Origin of the sequence: Enterovirga rhinocerotis, from assembly GCF_004363955.1 — a bacterium.
In the GTDB taxonomy this organism is placed as follows: Bacteria; Pseudomonadota; Alphaproteobacteria; order Rhizobiales; family Beijerinckiaceae; genus Enterovirga; species Enterovirga rhinocerotis.
The window spans coordinates 264,199-282,260 of sequence record NZ_SNZR01000011.1 but is presented as its reverse complement, the minus strand read 5'-3'; the positions used below and the strand labels follow the sequence as shown (position 1 = coordinate 282,260).

Below are 18,062 nucleotides of genomic sequence, written 5' to 3'. Positions count from 1 at the left end.
ATGAAGGCCGCCCTTCTGGTCGCCGGTCTCATGATCGGCGGCATCCTCGGCTTCTTCACCCGGCCCGACGCGGCGGAAATCCGTGCGGGCGGGGTGTCGATCGAGATCCAGACGGGCGGCACCGCGCCGGCTTCCGCGCGCGGAGGCATCACGACCGGCCAGTGGCAGCATATCGGCATGTTCGCCGTCGGCGGCGCCGTGCTCGGCCTTCTGGCCGGCTTCGCGCTGGACCGCCGGCGCTAATTCTCTGAGGGCAGCATGGCCACCTTGCAGTTCGAACTCGTCGCGCCCGAGCGCATCCTCTTCTCCGGTGACGTGGAGGCCGTGATGCTGCCCGGTACCGAGGGCGACATGACGGTCCTGCCGGGACACGCGCCCGTCATGGCGATGCTGAAGACCGGCTTCGTCCAGATCACCGATCACGAGAACAAGGGCCGCCGCGTCCTCATCCGCGGCGGCTTCGCCGAGATCAACCAGCAGACCGTCACGGTCCTTGCCGAGCGTGCGACCCCGGTCGAGGAGGTCACGCCTCAGACGATCGATCAGGAGATCAACGAGCTGGAATTGCACCGCGACGCCTCGAGCGACTTCAAGGTCCGGGAAGCCGCCGACGCCGCGATCGCCCAGCTCGAAGAAGCGAAGCAGGCCCTGAAGTTCTGAGCCGCGCTCGCGCGCTCGGCGCCTCCTGCGGGCCGTGAGCGACGCGGCCCCGCTCATCCTTACCCTGGCGCTCGATGGCAGCAGCTTCGCCGGCCTCGACGCCTTGCGGCGCCGGCACTTCCCGCCCGAGCGCAACCGCGTCCCCGCCCATCTGACGCTCTTCCATGCGATCCCAGGGCGGGAAAAGACCGCGGCGACCCGCGATCTCGGCGCCATCTGCAAGACGCAGAAGCCCTTCCCGCTCGCCGCCACCGGCTGGACGTCGCTCGGACACGGCACCGCCCTCTCCGTCTCCTCGCCTGCGCTCGTCGCGCTCCGGCAGGCCCTCGCCCGCGAATGGCGCGATTGGCTGACGCCGCAGGATTCGGCGCGATTCGCCCCGCACGTCACCGTCCAGAACAAGGTCTCTCCGCAGGAAGCCGCCGGGCTGCTCAGGGAGCTTCGCGCCGGCTTCCGGCCGTTCGAGATGCGGGCGGAGGGCGTCTTGCTGTGGCGCTACCTCGACGGCCCCTGGGAGCTGCTCCGCCGCTTTCCCTTCGCGGGATGAGACGCCGTCCGCCCGGCAGCGTTCTTGCTAGGAGATCGTCATGACCCCATCCCGCCTCGTCTCCCTCCCGACCCGCCCCGAGCCGCTCACCGTCGATGTCGCGCGAACCGCGCTGATCGTGGTCGACATGCAGAACGCGTATTGCTCGAAGGGCGGCTATTTCGACCGCGTCGGCTTCGACGTCAGCGGCAGCGCACCGATCATCGCCGAGACGCGTCGCACGGCCGATGCGTGCCGGGCCGTCGGCGTTCCCGTGATCTATCTTCAGATGGGCTTCGATGCCGAGGGCCTCGACGTCGGGGGAGCCGGCTCGCCGATGTGGCACAAGTCGAATGCCCTGCGCTTCATGCGCGCGCATCCGGAACATGCGGGCCAACTCCTCACCAAGGGGACCTGGGACCACGCGATCGTCGACGAACTCGCGCCGGCTCCCGGCGATATCGTCGTCCCCAAGGCCCGCTATAGCGGCTTCGCCGGCACCAATCTGGATCAGGTCCTGTCGGCCCGTAAGATCGAGACCGTCCTCGTCTGCGGGGTCGCGACGAATGTCTGCGTCGAGAGCACGGTGCGCGATGCCCATCACCGGGAGTATTTTCCGGTGATGATCACCGACGCCACCTCCGCCGCGGGTCCAGGCCAGCAGGAGGCGACGGAATACAACATCGCGACCTTCTTCGGCTGGCTCACGACAGGCCAGGACCTGCGCGACGCGCTGCGGCAGAACTCTCCGGCCTCCTCAGACTGACCGGCGCAGGGCCGCCGCCGTCGCCTCGTCGGCCGGGAAGAACGCTTCCACGGCGAGTTCGGACAGCGTGACGTCGACGGGGGTCCCGAAGACCGTCGTCGTCGAGATGAAGGACAGGATGCCCTCCCCCACCCGGAGCTGAAGCGGGACCAGGACGCGCCCGCTGCCCTCGTCTGCGGGGGGCGCGTCTGGCGGCGCCGGATAGGCCGACAATTCTGCGAGGAGCGACGAGAGGGCGGGATCGGCGCTCGTCTCCACCTGCCGCGCGAGCCGCTTCAGGAGATGGGAGCGCCATTCGGCGAGATTGGCGATCGCGGGCGCGAGCCCGCCGGGATGCAGGCTGAGGCGCAGCACGTTGACGGGCGGCTCGAGGAGAGCCGGATCTGCCACCAATCCGAGCAGCGGCGCGACCGCCCCATTCGCCGAAACCATCGTCCAGCTCCGGTCGACGGCCAGCGCCGGATAGGGCTCGTGCGCCCGGATCAGGCGCTCCACCGCCTCGCGCGCGGCCCTCATCTCGGGATCGGACAGCGGCTTCTCGGAGAAGACGGGCGCGTAGCCGGCCGCGAGGAGCATCCGGTTGCGATCGCGCAGCGGCACCTCCAGCACCTCCGCGAGGCGCAGCACCATCTGCCGGCTCGGCGCGGCCCGCCCGCTCTCGATGAAGCTGAGATGCTTCTGGGAGATTTCGGCATCGAGCGCGAAATCGAGCTGGCTGAGGCGCCTGCGGCGACGCCATTCGCGCAGATGGGCGCCGATCGGCGCGTTCGGTTCGAAAGCGGCAGGGCTCGGCATGCGGGCAGAATAGCGCTCCCGCACCGCCGCATCCAATTACCTCGCGCTTAATCGCATCGCGCCGCCGGACGCGGCATCGAAGGCCCCTCACCCACTTGGAGCCTCCGATGTCCGTCCTGCCGATGTCCCGCTTCCTCCGCCTCGCCCTTCTCGGCGACGCCGCCGCGAGCGGCGCGACCGGCATTCTCCTCGCCGCCGGCGCAAACTTTCTCGAGCCGCTTCTCGGCCTGCCCTCGGCGCTGCTGCGTCCGCTCGGCCTCGTCCTGCTCCCCTTCGCGGCCTTCGCCGCCTGGCTCGGGATGCGCGAGTCCGCGCAGGCCGCCCAGGTGCGGAGCGTGGTGGTCGTGAACGCGCTCTGGGTCGCGGGCAGCGCGGCCCTGCTGCTGTGGCCGGGCCTCCATCCGACCCTCCTCGGCCAGGTCTTCGTCGCCGCCCAGGCGCTCGCGGTCGCCGGGTTCGCCGTGCTCCAGGGCCTCGGCCTTCGCGGCGAGAGCCCGCGGCCCCGCACGTCTCTCGGGTGAGGTCGGCAAGCTGCCGCGACGCCGGCCGCCGGCGGGGCTTGGCCCTGCCGGCCGGACCGGCGGGACTCAGCCGCCGAACAGCTTCTCGAGCAGGCCGCCGATGCCGTCGACCGGCCCCTCGGGACGGGGGCGGACCGAGCCGGTCCGGGTCGGCGGCGCCGTCGTGGCCTGCGGGCTCGGAGCGGGGCTCGAGCGCGTCCCGCGCCAGCCGCCGAGGCCCGGCAGGGGCCGCGGCTCCTGCCCCGCCAGCGCGGTGGTCATGAAGCGATGCCAGATCTCCGCGGGCAGGTTTCCGCCCGTCACCTTCCTCATCGCGGAGCCGTCGTCGTTGCCGAGCCAGATCCCCGCGACCAGGGTCGAGGTGTAGCCGACGAACCAGGCGTCCCGGAAATCCTGGCTGGTGCCGGTCTTGCCGGCGGCCTCCCAGCCGGGGATTTCGGCCTTCCGGGCGGTGCCGCTGACCAGCGTCTCGCGCATCATCGCGTTCATCATGCCGGCGACGGCAGGCGCCACGACGCGGCCGAGCCCGCCATCCTTGCGCCGGTAGATGACCTTGCCGCGCGCGCCCTTCACTTCGAGGATCACGTAGGGGATGACGCCGGTGCCGCCATTGGCGAAGGCGGCGAAGGCGCCGACCATCTCGATCGGCGAGACCTCCGACGTGCCGAGCGCGATCGAGACGTTGGGCTTCAGGGACGAGACGATCCCGAGCCGCTGGGCGACCGCGACGACGGCCTTCGGCCCGACCTCCTGACAGAGCCGGACGGCGACCGTGTTGAGCGATTGTGCCAGCGCGTCCCGAAGCGTCACCGGGCCGCGATAGTCGCGCGTGTAGTTCTCGGGGCTCCAGCCCCTGATCGAGATCGGCGCGTCCTGTCGGACATCGTCCGGGGTCAGCCCGCGTTCGAGCGCGGCGAGATACACGAAGGGCTTGAAGGACGAGCCGGGCTGGCGCTTGGCCGTCGTCGCGCGGTTGAACTGGCTCTCGGTGTAGTTCCGGCCGCCGACGACCGCCCGCACCGCCCCGTCGGGACGCATGGCGACGAGCGCGCCCTGCTCCACGTTGAACTTCGCGCCCTTCTGGTCGAGTTCCTGGACGAGGGCCTTCTCGGCCGCATTCTGCAGGGCCGGCTGGATGGTCGTGACGACGGTGATGTCGTCCTCGATCTCGCCGACGAAATCGTCGAGCACGTCCATGACGAGATCGGCGGCATAGTTCGCGGAGCCCGCCCCGGCGCGGCGGGCGGTCTTGGCGGGATCGCCGAGCGCGGCGCGCTGATCGGCGGGCTTGATGAAGCCTTCCTCCACCATGGCGGCGAGGACGAGGGCCGCGCGGGCGCGCGCCGCGTCCGGGTTCCGCGTCGGCGCGAGGCGCGACGGCGCCTGGACGAGCCCCGCAAGGGTCGCCGCCTCGGCGATCGAGACGCCGCGCGCGGGCTTGCCGAAATAGCGCTGCGCCGCCGCCTCGACGCCATAGGCGCCGGCGCCGAAATAGACGCGGTTCAGATAGAGTTCGAGGATCTGGTCCTTCGAGTACCGATGCTCCAGCCAGAGCGCGAGGATCGCCTCCTGGATCTTGCGCGAGGCGGTGCGCTCCTGGGTGAGGAAGAGGTTCTTCGCGAGCTGCTGCGTGAGGGTCGAGCCGCCCTGCATGCCGCCGCGCCCCGTGAGGTTGTTCACGACGGCCCGGGCGATGCCGAACGGGTCGATGCCGAGATGCGAATGGAAGCGCCGGTCCTCGATGGCGATGAAGGCCCGCGGCAGGTAGGGCGGCAATTCCTTGAGCGGAACGGCGCGCCCGCCGGTCTCGCCGCGATTGGCGATGAGGGTGCCGTCGGCGGCGACGATCGCGATGTTCGGCGGCCGCTTCGGCACCGAGAGCTGGTCGATCGGGGGAAGCTGGGTGGCGTGATAGGCGACGAGCGCGGCGAGCGCGATTCCGCCCCACAGGCACAGGACCACGCAGCCATAGACGAGACGCCCGAGGAACGAGCGCCCGGAGCGGCGCTTGCGCTTTCGGGATGCGGATTTCACCGGCCGACGGCGCGCGCCCCCGGCACGATCCTCGCGCGACAACGCGAGATCGTTCGCCGAAGGCCCGAAGCTGGGCTCGCGTCGGTCGCGGCGGGCCCGCCGCCGGTCAGCCATCGGGATCGTGCCTCCTGGGGCCGGCGGATCCGGCCGGCTTCATCTCCAGCCACGCTAAGCGGCCGGCTTTAAGGCAGGGTAAAGCGCCGATTGCCGTGATTTCGTGCGCCGCTGCACGCCGGATCGAAGACCAATCCCTTGCCAAGCCGGCATCGCCTCTGAACAACGGGTCGGATTGGAGGTTCAGGATGGCTGCGAACGACGTCTATTGGTGGGAAGCGGCACCGATCGCCTCGCCGCCCCAGAAGCCGGTCGATCCGACCTGCGACGTCGTCATCGTCGGCGCCGGCTATACGGGGTTGTCGGCGGCGATCACGCTGGCCCGGGCCGGGCGGTCGGTGCAGGTCTTCGACCGCCAGCGCCCCGGCGAGGGCGCCTCGACCCGCAACGGCGGCATCGCCAGCGGCAATCTCCGGCCGAGCAGCGGCGAATTGGCCAAGACCTTCGGCGAGGAACGCGCCCGCGCCATCGAGGCCGAGGCCCGGACCGCCCGCGAGGACCTCGCGCGATTCATCGCCGAGGAGGAGATCGATTGCGACTTCGCGCTCGTCGGTCGCTTTGCCGGCGCATCGGCGGCCGGCGATTACGAAGGCCTCGCCCGCGAGGCCGAGCGCCTCGCCAAGACGGGGATCGAGGCCCATGCCGTGCCGAAGTCCGAGCAGCGCGGCTATCTCGGCACGGATTACTACCACGGCGGCTCCGTGCGCATGGATATCGGCGGCCTCCATCCGGCGAAGTTCCATGCCGGCATGCTGAGGGTCGCGCTTGCGGCCGGGGTCGTCGTCCATGGCGAGACCGGCGTCCTGTCGTTCCGGCAGGAGGGCGACGGCTACCGCGTCGAGACCTCTCGCGGCGTCGTGACCGCGCGCGACCTCATCGTCGGCACGAATGGCTACGGAGACCGATTCGACCGCTGGCTGCGCCGGCGGATGGTGCCGGTCCGCAGCCGGATCGTCGCCACGGCGCCGCTCTCGCCGAACCTCATGGCGACGCTGATGCCGCGCCGGATGATGTGCGCCGAGACGCGGCGCCTCCATTATTATTACCGCCCCTCGCCGGACGGCACGCGCATCCTGTTCGGCGGGCGCGACGGCACCATCGCGGGCGACCCGAGCTGGCCGGCGGAGAATCTGCGCCGCGCCATGGTCGACGTCTTCCCCGAACTCGACGGCACCGAGATCACGCATACCTGGTTCGGCCACGTCGCCATGAACCGGGACATGATTCCGCGCATCTTCTCGCGGGAGGGGATGCGCTACGCGGCCGGCTATTGCGGCTCGGGCGTCGTCTGGGCCCGCTGGGCCGGCCGGAAGGCGGCGCTGCAGGTGCTCGGGCAGGAGGACGGGCGCTCGGCCCTCGATTTCCGTCCGCCTCCCGCCGTGCCCCTCTTCAACGGCACCGCCTGGTTCATGCCCGCGGTCTTCGCCTGGATGACGACGATGGACCGCATCGACGCCTGGAGGGGCCGCCGCTGAGAGCGGCCCGGCTCTTGCAGGTCCGGCAGGCTTTCTCTTGCCACCCTGCGGGGCCTGATGTCTTATCCGGCCGAGACGATAAAGAGGGGAAACGGATCGATGATCGTGCGCAGGACACTTCTGGCTGTGGCTGCTCTCGCGGCCGCCGGATGGACCACCAGCGTCTCGGCGCAGACCACGCTCCGCGTCGGCTCGACGCCGACCGGCGTGCCCTTCACCTTCCTCGACACCGCGACCAACCAGATCGACGGGATCATGGTCGACATCATCAAGGCTGTCGGGAAGGAAGCCGGCTTCGAGGTGAAGATCGAGCCGATGCAGTTCTCGACGCTGATCGCGTCGCTGACCTCCAACCGGATCGACCTGATCGCGGCCGCGATGTACATCACCGAGGCGCGCAAGCAGGTCGTCGATTTCTCCGACCCCATCTACACCTATGGCGACGGGCTCTTCGTGCCGAAATCCGACACGAAGGAGTATGTGGGCCTGCCCGATCTGAAGGGCATGGTGGTCGGCGCCCAGATCGGAACCGCCTTCGTCGAGCCGCTCCAGAAGAGCGGCCTCTTCTCCGAGGTGAAGCTCTACGATTCCATCCCCGACATCATGCGGGACGTGAATTCCGGACGGCTCAAGGCCGGCTTCGCCGATGCGCCGATCGTCGCCTACAACATCCAGCAGGGCCGCTTCAAAGACGTCCGCCTCGTCAAGAGCTACAAGCCCATGGTGACGGGCTCGGTCGGCATCGGCGTGCGCAAGAGCGACGGCGAACTCCTCAAGAAGGTCAATGCCGCCCTCGCCAAGCTCAAGGCCGACGGAACGCTCAAGTCGATCCTCGCCAAATGGGGCCTCGGCGATTGAGGCGGCTTCCGGCCGCCTGACGGATGGACAGCTTCCTCAAGCAATCGACCGAGTTCCTGCCGATCCTCGCGCAGGGACTCTGGCTGACGGTTCTCGTGACGATCGGCTCCTTCGTCCTCTCGACGGTGCTCGGGCTCGTCTGGGCGCTGATGCGCGTGTCGGGCAGCCGGGTGCTGTCGGGCATCGCGAGGGTTGCGGTGAACGTGATCCGGGGCATCCCGATCATCGTCCAGCTCTTCTACATCTACTTCGTGCTGCCCGATTTCGGCATCTCCCTGACGGCGCTCCAGGCGGCGATCATCGGGCTCGGCATCGCCTATTCGGCCTATCAGGCCGAGAATTTCCGGGCCGGGATCGAGGCGATCGACCGCGGGCAGATCGAGGCCGCCCAGTCGATCGGCATGGGCTGGTGGCTGACGATGCGGCGGGTGATCCTGCCCCAGGCCTTCCGGATCGTCCTGCCGCCCTACGGCAACACCATGGTGATGATGCTGAAGGATTCCTCGCAGGCCTCGACCATCACCGTCGCGGAGCTCTCCCTCCAGGGCAAGCTCATCGCGTCCTCGACGTTCCAGAACACGACCGTCTTCACGCTCGTCGCCATGCTCTATCTCTGCATGAGCCTGCCGCTAATCTTCCTCGTCTCCCATCTCGAAAAGCGGGCGGCGAAGGGATGAGGCGCGTGCGGATCGACCACATGCCGAACCCTCCCCCTCCAGGGGAGGGTGAGCGCCGGCTCACGATCCACGCGGGAGACTTGCACAGCCACGCCGAGGCGGCCTGGGCCACGGCCAGTCTTGCGGAAGCCTCCCCATGGCACTGATCGAACTCGCCGGGGTGCGCAAGAGCTTCGGCACGCTGGAGGTGATCAAGGGCTTCGACGCCACGGTCGCGAAGGGCGAGGTCGTCTGCATCATCGGGCCCTCGGGCTCGGGGAAGTCGACCATCCTGCGCTGCATCAACGGGCTCGAGAGCTACCAGGGCGGCCGGATCACCGTGGACGGCATCCATGTCGACCGGAGCCAGCGCTCGATCGCGGACGTGCGCATGCGCCTGTCGATGGTGTTCCAGCGCTTCAATCTCTTCCCGCACCGGACCGCGCTCGAGAACGTGATCGAAGGTCCGATCCATGTGAAGCGCGAAGGCCGGGAGAGCGCGACGGCGCGGGGTCTCGCGCTGCTCGAGCGCGTGGGCCTCGGCCAGAAGGCCGAGAGCTATCCGGGGCAACTCTCGGGCGGCCAGCAGCAGCGCGTCGCCATCGCGCGGGCGCTCGCGATGCAGCCGCAGGCGATCCTCTTCGACGAGCCGACCTCGGCGCTCGACCCCGAACTGGTCGGCGAGGTCCTCGCCGTGATGCGGGGCCTCGCCGACGAGGGCATGACCATGGTCGTCGTCACGCACGAGATGGGTTTCGCGCGCGAGGTCGCCGACCGCGTCATCTTCATCGACCACGGGATCATCGTCGAGCAGGGGGCGGCGGGCGAGGTCCTGTCGAACCCGCAGCACGCCCGCACCAAGGATTTCCTCCGCCGCATCCTGTAGCCCCGCCGCCCGGCTGACATCGCTTGGCAACAGGCGCTCGATAAGTGCCCGCCCACGCTTGGCGCGGGGCTTGCCGGTCTGCATAAGAGCGACACCGAACGGGGACGAGCCGATGCATCACGACGTGAACCTCCTGCTCACCATCGGGATGGGGATCGTCCTCGCCTTCGTCTTCGGCTTCGTCGCGGCACGCCTGCGCCTGCCGCCGCTGATCGGCTATCTGGCCGCCGGCATCGCGATGGGTCCGTTCACGCCGGGCTATGTCGGAGACACGGCCCTCGCGGGGCAGTTGGCCGAGGTCGGCGTGATCCTCCTGATGTTCGGCGTCGGGCTGCATTTCTCGCTCGACGACCTCAAGGCCGTGCGCTGGATCGCGGTGCCGGGCGCGGTCGGCCAGATCGTCGTCGCCGCGGCCATCGGCCTCGGCGTCGCCATGGCCTGGGGCTGGACCTTCGGCGCGGGGCTGGTCTTCGGGCTCTCGCTCTCGGTCGCGAGCACGGTGGTGCTCCTGAAGGCGCTCGAGGAACGCGGCCTCCTGTCGGGCGCCAACGGCCGCATCGCCGTCGGCTGGCTGATCGTCGAGGACCTCGCCATGGTGCTCGCGCTCGTCCTCGTGCCCGCCTTCGCCGGGGCGCTCGGAGGCGGAACCGGCCCCGCGACCACGGCCTCGGGCGCGCTGCTCGCGGCGGGCCTCACGATCGTGAAGGTCGGCGCCTTCCTCGCCATCATGCTCGTGATCGGGCCGCGCATCCTGCCCGCGATCCTGCGCGAGGTGGCGCGGCTCGGCTCGCGCGAGTTGTTCACGATCTCCGTCCTCGCCGCCGCGATGGGCATCGCGTTCCTCGCCGCCAAGCTCTTCGACGTCTCCTTCGCGCTCGGGGCCTTCTGCGCCGGGATGGTCCTGTCGAAATCCGAGTTCAGCCACAGGGCGGCCGAGGACACGCTGCCGCTGCAGGACGCCTTCGCGGTGCTGTTCTTCGTCTCGGTCGGGATGCTGTTCGATCCGAGCGTGCTCGTGAACCACCCGGGCGCCGTGATCGTCACGGTCCTCATCGTGGTCGTCGGCAAGGCGGCGATCGCCCTCGCGATCGTGCTGGCGCTCGGCTACCCGGCGAGCACGGCGACCATGGTGTCGGCGAGCCTCGCGCAGATCGGCGAGTTCTCCTTCATCCTCGCCGCGCTCGGCATCGGCCTCAACATCATGCAGCCGCTCGGGCGCGACCTGATCCTCGCCGGCGCGATCCTGTCGATCCTGCTCAATCCGCTCGCCTTCTGGGCGATCAAACCCATCACGGGTTGGTTCTCGGCCCTGCCGGGCCGGCTCGCCGGCCGAGCGCGCCGGCAGATGCGGCTCGCCCGGCTCGAGCGGGTGCTGGAAGAGCAGCGCCAGGAGATCGAGGAGAAGTCGCAGCTCGTGCGCAGTTCGCTCACCTCCGACGAGGTGGCCGACAAGTTCCCGATCTTCGGCCGGCTCCCGCCCGCCGCCCGCACGGATCTCGCCGCCCTGTTCGTGCCGCGACGAGCATCGCCCGGCGAGCGCGTCATCCGGCGCGGCGATCCGGCGAACGAGATCTTCTTCATCGTCGCGGGCGAGGTCGAGGTCTCGCTGCCCGACCGGTCGGTCCAGCTCGGCCCGGGCGAATTCTTCGGCGAGATCGGCGTACTCTCCGGCGGCGCCCGCACCGCCGACGTCACCTCGATCGACTATACCGAGCTACAGACCCTGAGCCGCTCGGACCTGCTGCTCTTCCTCGACACGCATCCCGAACTGACCGCCGCGATCGGCGACATCGCCGATATCCGCGCGCGGCAGAACCGCGGTCCCGCCGGCGCTCCGCAGCCCGCCGCTCCCTGAGGCGGGTGGCCCTCGAGAGGGCCACCCGTACCGAACGGGGCGCGAGCCTTACGGCGTCAGGACGATCGCGCCGGTCGTCTCGCGACCCTCGAGCGCGCGATGGATATCGGCCGCGTCCTTCAGCTTCGCACGGCGGTTGATCGCGATGCTGACCGCACCGGACGAGATGGCACCGAACAGGTTCGACGCCATCTCCTCGAGCCAAGCGCGCTTCTGGATGAAGGTGAAGAGCGTCGGACGCGTCACGAAGAGCGAGCCCTTCGGCCCCAGGATGCCGAGATCGAACTGAGCGACCGAGCCCGAGGCGTTGCCGAAGCTCGCGAGCACGCCGAGCGGGCGCAGGCTGTCGAGCGAACCCTCGAAGGTCGTCTTGCCGACGCCGTCATAGACGACATGGCACTTCTCGCCGTTCGTGATCTCGGCGACCCGCTTGGCGAAACCCTCCTTCCGATAGAGGATGACGTGGTCGCAGCCGTTCCGGCGCGCGAGTTCGGCCTTCTCCTCGGTCCCCGCCGTGCCGATCACCGTCGCCCCGAGATGCTTGGCCCATTGGCCCAGGATGAGGCCGACACCGCCGGCCGCGGCATGGACGAGAACGGTGTCCCCGCGCTTCACCTTGTAGGTCCGGTGCAGCAGGTATTCGGCCGTGAGCCCCTTCAGCATCGCCGCGGCAGCCACCTCGTCCGAGACGCCCTCGGGGAGCTTCAGCGCCATGGCGGCGGGCACGTTGCGCTCGGCGGCATAGCAGCCGAGCGCGACCACGTAGGCGACGCGATCGCCCACCTTGAACCCCGAGACGCCCTCGCCGAGCGCCGTCACCTCGCCCGCAGCCTCGTTGCCGGCGATGAACGGGAGCGCCGGCGGCTTGTAGAGGCCGGTGCGGAAATAGGTGTCGATGTAATTGACGCCGATCGCCGTCTGCCGGACGCGGATCTCGCCGGATCCGGGCGGCGGCAGCTCGATCTCCTCGTATTTCAGAACTTCGGGACCGCCGTGTTCATGCACCCGGATCGCCGCGACCATATCCTGCCTCCCGTTCGTCGACCGTGAGGCTTAAGGGGGAGAGCGGGCGCCGGCAATGGCGCCAAAGCAGCGAGGCTGGCGTGGGCACGCAATTCGACATCGCGGTGGTAGGGGCGGGACCCGTCGGCCTTCTCGGCGCCATCGCGCTGGTGCGCTCCGGCTGGAGGGTCGCCCTCGCCGGGCCGGAGCCGGACGGGCGGGACGGGCGCACCGCCGCCCTCCTCGCGCCCTCGATCGACCTCCTGCGGGATCTTGATCTCTGGCCCTCCCTCGCACCGGAAGCCGGTCCGCTGCGCAGGCTCAGGCTCGTCGACGATACGGACAGCCTGTTCCGCCCGCCGCCGGTCGAATTCCGCTGCGAGGAGATCGGCCTCGACGCCTTCGGCTGGAACGTCGAGAACGCCCGGCTGACCGCAATCCTCGCGGATGCCGTCCGCGCCGAGCCGGGCATCGCCTGGCATACGGGCCTCGCCGAGGATTTCGTCTCCGGCGATCCGGCGAGCCTGGTCCTCGCCGACGGCACGCGCATCGAGGCCGATCTCGTCGTCGCCGCCGATGGCCGACGCTCGCGGGTGCGCGAGGCGGCCGGGATCGGGGCGAGCGAGCGGCGCTACCGCCAGACCGCCGTCACGGCGATCTTCCGGCACGACCGGCCGCATGGCGAGGTCTCGACGGAGTTCCACAAGCGCTTCGGGCCGATGACGCTCGTGCCGATGCCGGCGCGGGGCGACGGGATCTGGCGCTCGAGCCTCGTCTGGGTGACGGAGCCGCACCATGCGCGGCGCCTCGCCGCCCTCGATGCCGATACCCTCGCCCGCGCGGTCGAGGCGGGCTGCCACGACATACTCGGCACCATGATCCTGGACGGTCCGCGCGGAGCCGTGCCGCTCGCCGCGATGCATGCGCACCGGTTCGTCGGGGACCGGCTCGCGCTCGCGGGAGAGGCGGCGCATGTGCTGCCGCCGATCGGAGCGCAGGGGCTCAATCTCGGCTTCGCCGACATCGCCTGCCTGCGCCGCCTCGTGCGGCCGGGCCTCGATCCCGGCCATCCGGCGAGCCTTGCCCGCTACGACCGCGAGCGCCGCTCGGATGCGCGGCTGCGGGGCTTCGCCGTCGACGGGCTCAACCGGGCGCTGCTCTCGGGCTCGTCCCTGCTCGACGCCGCGCGGGGCCTCTCGCTCGGCCTCATCGGGCAGATCGGTCCCCTGCGCCGGGCGGTGATGCGGGCGGGATTGCCTCCGCAGGCGACCGCCTAGGCCGAGGCACGAACCTCGGCATCCGCAATGCTCCACCGTCCGAGGCCATCGACTTCATAATTTCTTGGGACCGCGGCTTCGTTTCTTCGAACCTTTCCCGAAACCCGGACGACACATCGACGCAACACGCGAGCAGGAGCGTCAGATGTCCAGGACCACGACCATCGGCACGGCCACGATCGCATCGTCGCTCGTGCTGGCCACGTTGATCTCCCTCTCCCCGGCCTCGGCCCAGGGCAACGGACAGGGCTTCTCCCCGGCGTCCCAGCCCCCGGCCCCGCAGGAGCAGGCCGCCAATCCGGCGCTCGCCCAGTTCCGCGACGTGCTCCAGCGCTACGGCTCGATCTCGAACCATCCGCGCTACGGCGAAGTCTGGACGCCCTCCCCCGGCACCGTGCCCGCCGGCTGGTCGCCCTATCCGGGCTGCCGCTGGACCTATGACCGCCAGCAGGCTGCGTGGAGCTACCAGGATCCGACCGAGTGGGGCAGCATCGTCCATCATCACGGCCGCTGGGCCTTCGATCAGCAGGGCGGCTGGATGTGGATCGCCGACGCCACCTACGGCCCGGGCTGGGTCCAGTGGAATACGGAGAGCGGCCGGGTGAGCTGGGCCGCGCTCGGCCCCGACATCGACGGCGGCCAGCCGACCGGCGGCTGGCAGAGCCAGGACGCGCAGAGCTTCAACGCCGGCTGCCGCGCGCCGGCTCCTCCGGCCCCGGTCGCCCATCGGGCGCCAGTGCCTGCCCCCGTCTACGGGCCGGCACCGGCCTATGCGCCAGCTCCGGCCTTCGGCACGCGCTATGTCGCCGGACCGCCCATCTACATCCCCGGCCCCCGGCCCTTCCCGCACGGCCGCCCGCCGCACTGGCACGGCCCCCACAAGCACGGCCCCTTCGGACCGATCATCATCGTCACGACCGGAAAGCCCGGCAAGGGAACGGGCAGCGACAAGGGAACAGGCAGCGGCACGGGTCCCGGAACCGGCACGGGGCCGGCAACTGGCACCGGCGCGGGCAGCGGCCCCGGCAAGGGCTCCGATCCCATCATGTGCATCAAGGCGCCGTGCAATATCGGCCCGGTGGGCGGCCCGAAAGGAACGATGTCGAATGGCGGCACCCTCGCCGGCCAGCAGCTCGTCCGCCCACCCTTCGTGAGGCCGGCCCAGCTCCAGAGGCCGTTCCCGATGGCGAGGCCGGCCATCGCCCGGCCCGGCGGCTTCCAGGCCAGGCCCGCGATGACCGCCCGTCCCGTGATGCAGGCCCGGGCTCAGTTCGCCCCGCGCAGCTTCGGCGGAGGGGCCCGCTTCGCCGGCCGGCGCTGAAGATCTGAAACACGATTCGGAAACGGGGCGGCTTTCCGCCCCGTTTTCCGGCGTCCCGAACCGGCGGACGCACCGTCATGGGACCCATGGATCCGGTCGAACGACCCAGGCCCAAAACAAAAAGGCCGCCCGGAGGCGGCCTCGCTGCGGCGATGACGGGCCCGAAGGCCCGCTGCATCAGCGCGAATAGAACTCGATGACGAGGTTCGGTTCCATCTGGACCGGATAGGGCACCTCGCCGAGGCTCGGCACGCGCGTGACCCGGGCGGTCATCTTCGAGTGGTCGACCTCGATGTAGTCCGGCACGTCACGCTCGGGGAGCTGCGCGGCGACGACGACGAGTTCGAGCTGGCGCGAGCCTTCCTTCACCTCGATCACGTCGCCGGCCTTCACGAGGAAGGACGGGATGTTGACGCGCACGCCGTTCACCTTGACGTGGCCGTGGTTCACGAACTGGCGCGCCGCGAACACGGTCGGCACGAACTTGGCGCGGTAGACGACGGCGTCGAGGCGGCGCTCGAGCAGGCCGATCAGGTTCTCGCCCGAGTCGCCCTTCATCCGGATCGCCTCGGCGTAGTAGCGGCGGAACTGCTTCTCGGTGATCGAGCCGTAATAGCCCTTGAGCTTCTGCTTGGCGCGCAGCTGCGTGCCGAAGTCGCTCATCTTGCCCTTGCGGCGCTGACCGTGCTGGCCGGGGCCGTATTCGCGCTTGTTGACGGGGCTCTTCGGGCGGCCCCAGATGTTCTGCCCCATGCGGCGATCGAGCTTGTGCTTCGCCGTAATGCGCTTCGACATTCGCGTATCCTCGTTTGGCGCCCGAACGATCGGGCAGGATCGCGCCCTCCTCTCCTTCTCCGCGGATCGAAACCCTCGGCGAAGGCGACAGGGCCGGGTTTCGAAACCGGCCCACGGGTCGCGTGAAAGACGACGCGCGGCCCTTTCGGACCGCGCGCTGCGGTTCCTCTAGGCCGCGGCGGCGGCGGCGTCAATCATGGTGTCGCGCGCCGAGGGCGGAACCGGGAGGAGACCCGTCTCGATCCGGCCGAGGCCGAACGCCCCGAGCGAGGCCCGCAGAGCCTCGCCCGCCCTCCCCTCGCCGGTGAAGGCGGCAAGGCCGGGCGCGTCGCTCGGGACCGTGCCGGGCGGCGCGTCACCCAGGATCTGCACCACGCGGCGCGCGATGGCCGAGGCGGGATCGATCCAGGCGACCGGCCAGGGCGCGAGGCGGCGCATGCGCTCGACGAGAAGCGGATAATGCGTGCAGGCGAGGACGACGACGTCCGTGCAGCGCCCTCCCCGCTCCGCGAAGCAGGGCGCGATCTCGGCCGCGAGATGCTCGTCCGGGACCGGCTCTCCCGCGAGTTCCGCCTCGGCGAAGGCGGCGAGACGGGTCGAGCCGACGAGATCGACGGCGCAGCCGCCCGAATAAGCGTCGACCAGGCCGCGCGTGTAGTCGCGCCGGACCGTCCCCGGCGTCGCGAGCACCGCGATCCGCCCGGTCCGCGACTGGGCCACGGCCGGCTTGATGGCCGGCACGGTGCCGACGAAGGGCAGCCGGAAACGCTCGCGCAGGGTCGGCAGGACCAGCGTCGAGATGGTGTTGCAGGCGACGACGACGAGGTCGGGCGCGTAACGCTCGACAAGCGTCCCGGTCACGTCCGCGACGCGGCGCACGAGCGGCTCCTCGGCCCAGTCGCCATAGGGGAAGGCGGCATCGTCCGCGGCATAGACGTAATCGGCGTCCGGCCGCGCGCGCCGCACCTCCCTGAGGACGGTCAATCCGCCGACGCCGGAATCGAGCAGCAGGATCGTCGGGCGGGGCCGGGCGGCCGAGACGGGACGGGTCGTGATTCCTGCCAGGAGGTCGATGGATGGTTGGGGCATGGCGACGCGACGAAATGGGGCCGATCGGGCGACGATAGGTCGAGGCGGTTAACGGCTATTCACCGTCCGGTCGGCGTGCCCGCGCACCGTGCCGGCGCGAACCGGCGGGAATGAGGCGATCAGCTCGCCTTGCGCAGGCGGCGGCCGATCTCGTTCGCCGCGCGTTCGCCCTCCAGCGCCGCGCCGCCGGCGGTCATCGCCCCGCCCCCGGCGCTCGCCTCCCCCGCGAGCCAGATGCGCCCGCCGATCGGCTGGCGCAGGGCGAGGCGAGCCTCAAGCCGCCCCGGCCGGGCGATCGAATAGCTGCCGCGCGAGAAGGGGTCGCTCCACCAGCCGCAGAGCACACCGCCCCGCACCGCGGCCTTGGCGTTTGCACCGAAGACGCGACCGAAGCGCTCCGTGACATGGTCGACGGCCGCCGCCTCGCCGGCTTCGCAGAGCCGCCGCGCGTGATCGCCCCCGAGCAGGCAGAGCACGAGATCGCGGCCGAAGGGGAAGACGTCGAAGCTGACGGCGTCCGGACCCGAGCCGACGTCGATCGCATCCGCGATTTCGGTGCTCCCGAGCGCGGCGCGGTCGATCCGGAGCGCGATCTTCGTATAGGCGCCCATGCCGAGACCGCCGATCGCATCGCGGGTCGCGGCCGGAAGAGCGGGCCGGAAGGCGATGGCATCCGCCTGAAGGACGCCGATGGGAACCGTCACGATGGCGCATTTCGCGCGGAGCGTGCCGGAGGATGTCTCCAGGGCGACGCCGCGCCCGCTCCAGTCGATCCGGCGCACGGGCTGCGAGAGACGGACGGGCAACCCCGCCCCGAACCGCGTGACGAGCGTGCCGAACCCCTCCGGAAGGAGAAGGTCGTCGCCGGCCCAGAGCTGGTCGTAATCGGCGCTGGAGACGCGATCCGGCTCCTCGCCGAGCGTCAGCCGGGTGAGGCCGCCTGCGCCGTCATCCGGATCGCCGCCCCCGGCCTTCGCCGCATCGGCCACGGAGCGGTCGGGCCGGGAGCCGGCGGCGATGAGCCCGTCGAGACGCCGGAAGGCCGACCAGCGGCGCGCCCGGATGTCGGAGGGCAGCGCGATGCCGTCGGCGAAGATGCCGAAGAAGCCGCCGCCCTCCTCCTCGCGCAACTCCGCGCCGAGCGAGGTGGCGATGCCGCGCCACGGGTTGCGCTCGGCCCAATGCAGATAGACGGCCCCTGCGTCGAACGGCGCGCCGAGCCGGCGATCGGTGAGGATTCGCCCGCCGATCCGGTCCCGCGCCTCGAGGATGAGAACCGTGTGCCCCGCCGCGATGAGCCGCTTCGCGGCGACAAGACCGGCGGCCCCCGCCCCGACGATCGCGACGTCGACCTCGGAGGCCGATCGCGTTTCGGAGCGGCCTTGATCGGAGGCGCGCGACGTCACGGCGGAACCGGCCATCGCGCCGGCCG

At 70.5% G+C, this 18,062-nt stretch carries 18 protein-coding genes; 12 read left to right on the top strand and 6 right to left on the bottom strand.

Annotated features, from left to right (window positions below; genetic code table 11):
* Genes EV668_RS01915 through EV668_RS01900 form a run of 4 tightly spaced genes read left to right on the top strand, consistent with a single transcriptional unit; the run spans window position 1 to window position 1,952 of the window.
* Window positions 1-243 carry a hypothetical protein gene (locus EV668_RS01915; protein ID WP_133768163.1) on the top strand — a complete coding sequence of 81 codons (243 nt, stop codon included), beginning with the start codon at window positions 1-3 and terminating at the stop codon, window positions 241-243.
* A gap of 15 nt (window positions 244-258) precedes the next feature.
* Window positions 259-660 carry a F0F1 ATP synthase subunit epsilon gene (locus tag EV668_RS01910; RefSeq protein WP_133768162.1) on the top strand — a complete coding sequence of 134 codons (402 nt, stop codon included), beginning with the start codon at window positions 259-261 and terminating at the stop codon, window positions 658-660.
* A 34-nt stretch (window positions 661-694) separates the two neighbouring features.
* The gene (locus tag EV668_RS01905; RefSeq protein ID WP_133768161.1) at window positions 695-1,207 is read left to right on the top strand and encodes a 2'-5' RNA ligase family protein; all 513 of its coding nucleotides are present in this window, start codon (window positions 695-697) and stop codon (window positions 1,205-1,207) included.
* A gap of 40 nt (window positions 1,208-1,247) precedes the next feature.
* Complete coding sequence (locus EV668_RS01900) at window positions 1,248-1,952, top strand: isochorismatase family protein (RefSeq protein WP_133768160.1); 705 nt, start codon at window positions 1,248-1,250, stop codon at window positions 1,950-1,952.
* On the opposite strand, the gene EV668_RS01895 is transcribed toward EV668_RS01900, so the two are convergent.
* The gene (locus tag EV668_RS01895) at window positions 1,944-2,747 is read right to left on the bottom strand and encodes a helix-turn-helix transcriptional regulator (RefSeq protein WP_133768159.1); all 804 of its coding nucleotides are present in this window, start codon (window positions 2,745-2,747) and stop codon (window positions 1,944-1,946) included. The genes EV668_RS01900 and EV668_RS01895 overlap by 9 nt on opposite strands.
* 107 nt (window positions 2,748-2,854) lie before the next feature.
* Between EV668_RS01895 and EV668_RS01890 the strand changes: the two genes are divergently transcribed.
* On the top strand, window positions 2,855-3,268 hold the full coding sequence (locus EV668_RS01890; protein ID WP_133768158.1) for a hypothetical protein: 414 nt from the start codon (window positions 2,855-2,857) through the stop codon (window positions 3,266-3,268).
* Window positions 3,269-3,334: 66 nt separating this feature from the next.
* Here EV668_RS01890 and EV668_RS01885 read toward each other — a convergent pair whose 3' ends face one another.
* Window positions 3,335-5,416, bottom strand: a complete 2,082-nt coding sequence (locus EV668_RS01885; RefSeq protein WP_133768157.1) for a transglycosylase domain-containing protein — start codon at window positions 5,414-5,416, stop codon at window positions 3,335-3,337.
* Between the two features lie 188 nt (window positions 5,417-5,604).
* Between EV668_RS01885 and EV668_RS01880 the strand changes: the two genes are divergently transcribed.
* The 5 genes from EV668_RS01880 to EV668_RS01860 all read left to right on the top strand — a co-directional run bounded on the left by EV668_RS01880 (window position 5,605) and on the right by EV668_RS01860 (window position 11,146).
* Complete coding sequence (locus EV668_RS01880) at window positions 5,605-6,891, top strand: NAD(P)/FAD-dependent oxidoreductase (protein WP_133768156.1); 1,287 nt, start codon at window positions 5,605-5,607, stop codon at window positions 6,889-6,891.
* Window positions 6,892-6,990: 99 nt separating this feature from the next.
* A complete protein-coding gene (locus EV668_RS01875) occupies window positions 6,991-7,749 on the top strand; it encodes an ABC transporter substrate-binding protein (protein ID WP_133768155.1) in 759 nt (252 codons plus the stop codon).
* Window positions 7,750-7,772: 23 nt separating this feature from the next.
* Window positions 7,773-8,426: an amino acid ABC transporter permease gene (locus EV668_RS01870; protein ID WP_133768154.1), complete on the top strand. Its 654-nt coding sequence runs from the start codon at window positions 7,773-7,775 to the stop codon at window positions 8,424-8,426.
* Window positions 8,427-8,568: 142 nt separating this feature from the next.
* On the top strand, window positions 8,569-9,291 hold the full coding sequence (locus EV668_RS01865; protein ID WP_133769933.1) for an amino acid ABC transporter ATP-binding protein: 723 nt from the start codon (window positions 8,569-8,571) through the stop codon (window positions 9,289-9,291).
* Between the two features lie 112 nt (window positions 9,292-9,403).
* Window positions 9,404-11,146 carry a cation:proton antiporter domain-containing protein gene (locus tag EV668_RS01860; RefSeq protein ID WP_133768153.1) on the top strand — a complete coding sequence of 581 codons (1,743 nt, stop codon included), beginning with the start codon at window positions 9,404-9,406 and terminating at the stop codon, window positions 11,144-11,146.
* Window positions 11,147-11,194: 48 nt separating this feature from the next.
* Here the strand turns inward: EV668_RS01860 and EV668_RS01855 are convergent, their stop codons facing one another.
* Window positions 11,195-12,169: a quinone oxidoreductase family protein gene (locus tag EV668_RS01855; RefSeq protein ID WP_133768152.1), complete on the bottom strand. Its 975-nt coding sequence runs from the start codon at window positions 12,167-12,169 to the stop codon at window positions 11,195-11,197.
* Window positions 12,170-12,249: 80 nt separating this feature from the next.
* Here EV668_RS01855 and EV668_RS01850 point away from each other — a divergent pair, with 80 nt between their 5' ends.
* The gene (locus EV668_RS01850; RefSeq protein WP_133768151.1) at window positions 12,250-13,425 is read left to right on the top strand and encodes an FAD-dependent monooxygenase; all 1,176 of its coding nucleotides are present in this window, start codon (window positions 12,250-12,252) and stop codon (window positions 13,423-13,425) included.
* Window positions 13,426-13,570: 145 nt separating this feature from the next.
* Window positions 13,571-14,746: a DUF6600 domain-containing protein gene (locus EV668_RS01845; RefSeq protein ID WP_133768150.1), complete on the top strand. Its 1,176-nt coding sequence runs from the start codon at window positions 13,571-13,573 to the stop codon at window positions 14,744-14,746.
* 177 nt (window positions 14,747-14,923) lie between these two features.
* Here EV668_RS01845 and rpsD read toward each other — a convergent pair whose 3' ends face one another.
* From rpsD to EV668_RS01830, 3 genes are all read right to left on the bottom strand, one after another.
* Complete coding sequence (gene rpsD / locus EV668_RS01840) at window positions 14,924-15,541, bottom strand: 30S ribosomal protein S4 (RefSeq protein ID WP_133768149.1); 618 nt, start codon at window positions 15,539-15,541, stop codon at window positions 14,924-14,926.
* 168 nt (window positions 15,542-15,709) lie between these two features.
* A complete protein-coding gene (gene murI, locus EV668_RS01835) occupies window positions 15,710-16,630 on the bottom strand; it encodes a glutamate racemase (RefSeq protein ID WP_133768148.1) in 921 nt (306 codons plus the stop codon).
* A gap of 119 nt (window positions 16,631-16,749) precedes the next feature.
* Window positions 16,750-18,051, bottom strand: coding sequence for a flavin monoamine oxidase family protein (locus tag EV668_RS01830; protein ID WP_133768147.1), 1,302 nt, complete (start codon window positions 18,049-18,051; stop codon window positions 16,750-16,752).
* Window positions 18,052-18,062 lie beyond the last annotated feature (11 nt).

Excerpts from the sequence above, each read along its gene's own strand:
- EV668_RS01845 (WP_133768150.1), top strand. The coding sequence starts at position 13,571 with ATGTCCAGGACCACGACCATCGGCACGGCCACGATCGCATCGTCGCTC.
- EV668_RS01830 (WP_133768147.1), bottom strand. The coding sequence starts at position 18,051 with ATGGCCGGTTCCGCCGTGACGTCGCGCGCCTCCGATCAAGGCCGCTCC.
- EV668_RS01880 (WP_133768156.1), top strand. The coding sequence starts at position 5,605 with ATGGCTGCGAACGACGTCTATTGGTGGGAAGCGGCACCGATCGCCTCG.
- EV668_RS01915 (WP_133768163.1), top strand. The coding sequence starts at position 1 with ATGAAGGCCGCCCTTCTGGTCGCCGGTCTCATGATCGGCGGCATCCTC.
- EV668_RS01910 (WP_133768162.1), top strand. The coding sequence starts at position 259 with ATGGCCACCTTGCAGTTCGAACTCGTCGCGCCCGAGCGCATCCTCTTC.
- EV668_RS01890 (WP_133768158.1), top strand. The coding sequence starts at position 2,855 with ATGTCCGTCCTGCCGATGTCCCGCTTCCTCCGCCTCGCCCTTCTCGGC.
- EV668_RS01855 (WP_133768152.1), bottom strand. The coding sequence starts at position 12,169 with ATGGTCGCGGCGATCCGGGTGCATGAACACGGCGGTCCCGAAGTTCTG.
- EV668_RS01875 (WP_133768155.1), top strand. The coding sequence starts at position 6,991 with ATGATCGTGCGCAGGACACTTCTGGCTGTGGCTGCTCTCGCGGCCGCC.
- EV668_RS01895 (WP_133768159.1), bottom strand. The coding sequence starts at position 2,747 with ATGCCGAGCCCTGCCGCTTTCGAACCGAACGCGCCGATCGGCGCCCAT.
- EV668_RS01885 (WP_133768157.1), bottom strand. The coding sequence starts at position 5,416 with ATGGCTGACCGGCGGCGGGCCCGCCGCGACCGACGCGAGCCCAGCTTC.
- murI (WP_133768148.1), bottom strand. The coding sequence starts at position 16,630 with ATGCCCCAACCATCCATCGACCTCCTGGCAGGAATCACGACCCGTCCC.
- EV668_RS01900 (WP_133768160.1), top strand. The coding sequence starts at position 1,248 with ATGACCCCATCCCGCCTCGTCTCCCTCCCGACCCGCCCCGAGCCGCTC.
- EV668_RS01870 (WP_133768154.1), top strand. The coding sequence starts at position 7,773 with ATGGACAGCTTCCTCAAGCAATCGACCGAGTTCCTGCCGATCCTCGCG.
- rpsD (WP_133768149.1), bottom strand. The coding sequence starts at position 15,541 with ATGTCGAAGCGCATTACGGCGAAGCACAAGCTCGATCGCCGCATGGGG.
- EV668_RS01860 (WP_133768153.1), top strand. The coding sequence starts at position 9,404 with ATGCATCACGACGTGAACCTCCTGCTCACCATCGGGATGGGGATCGTC.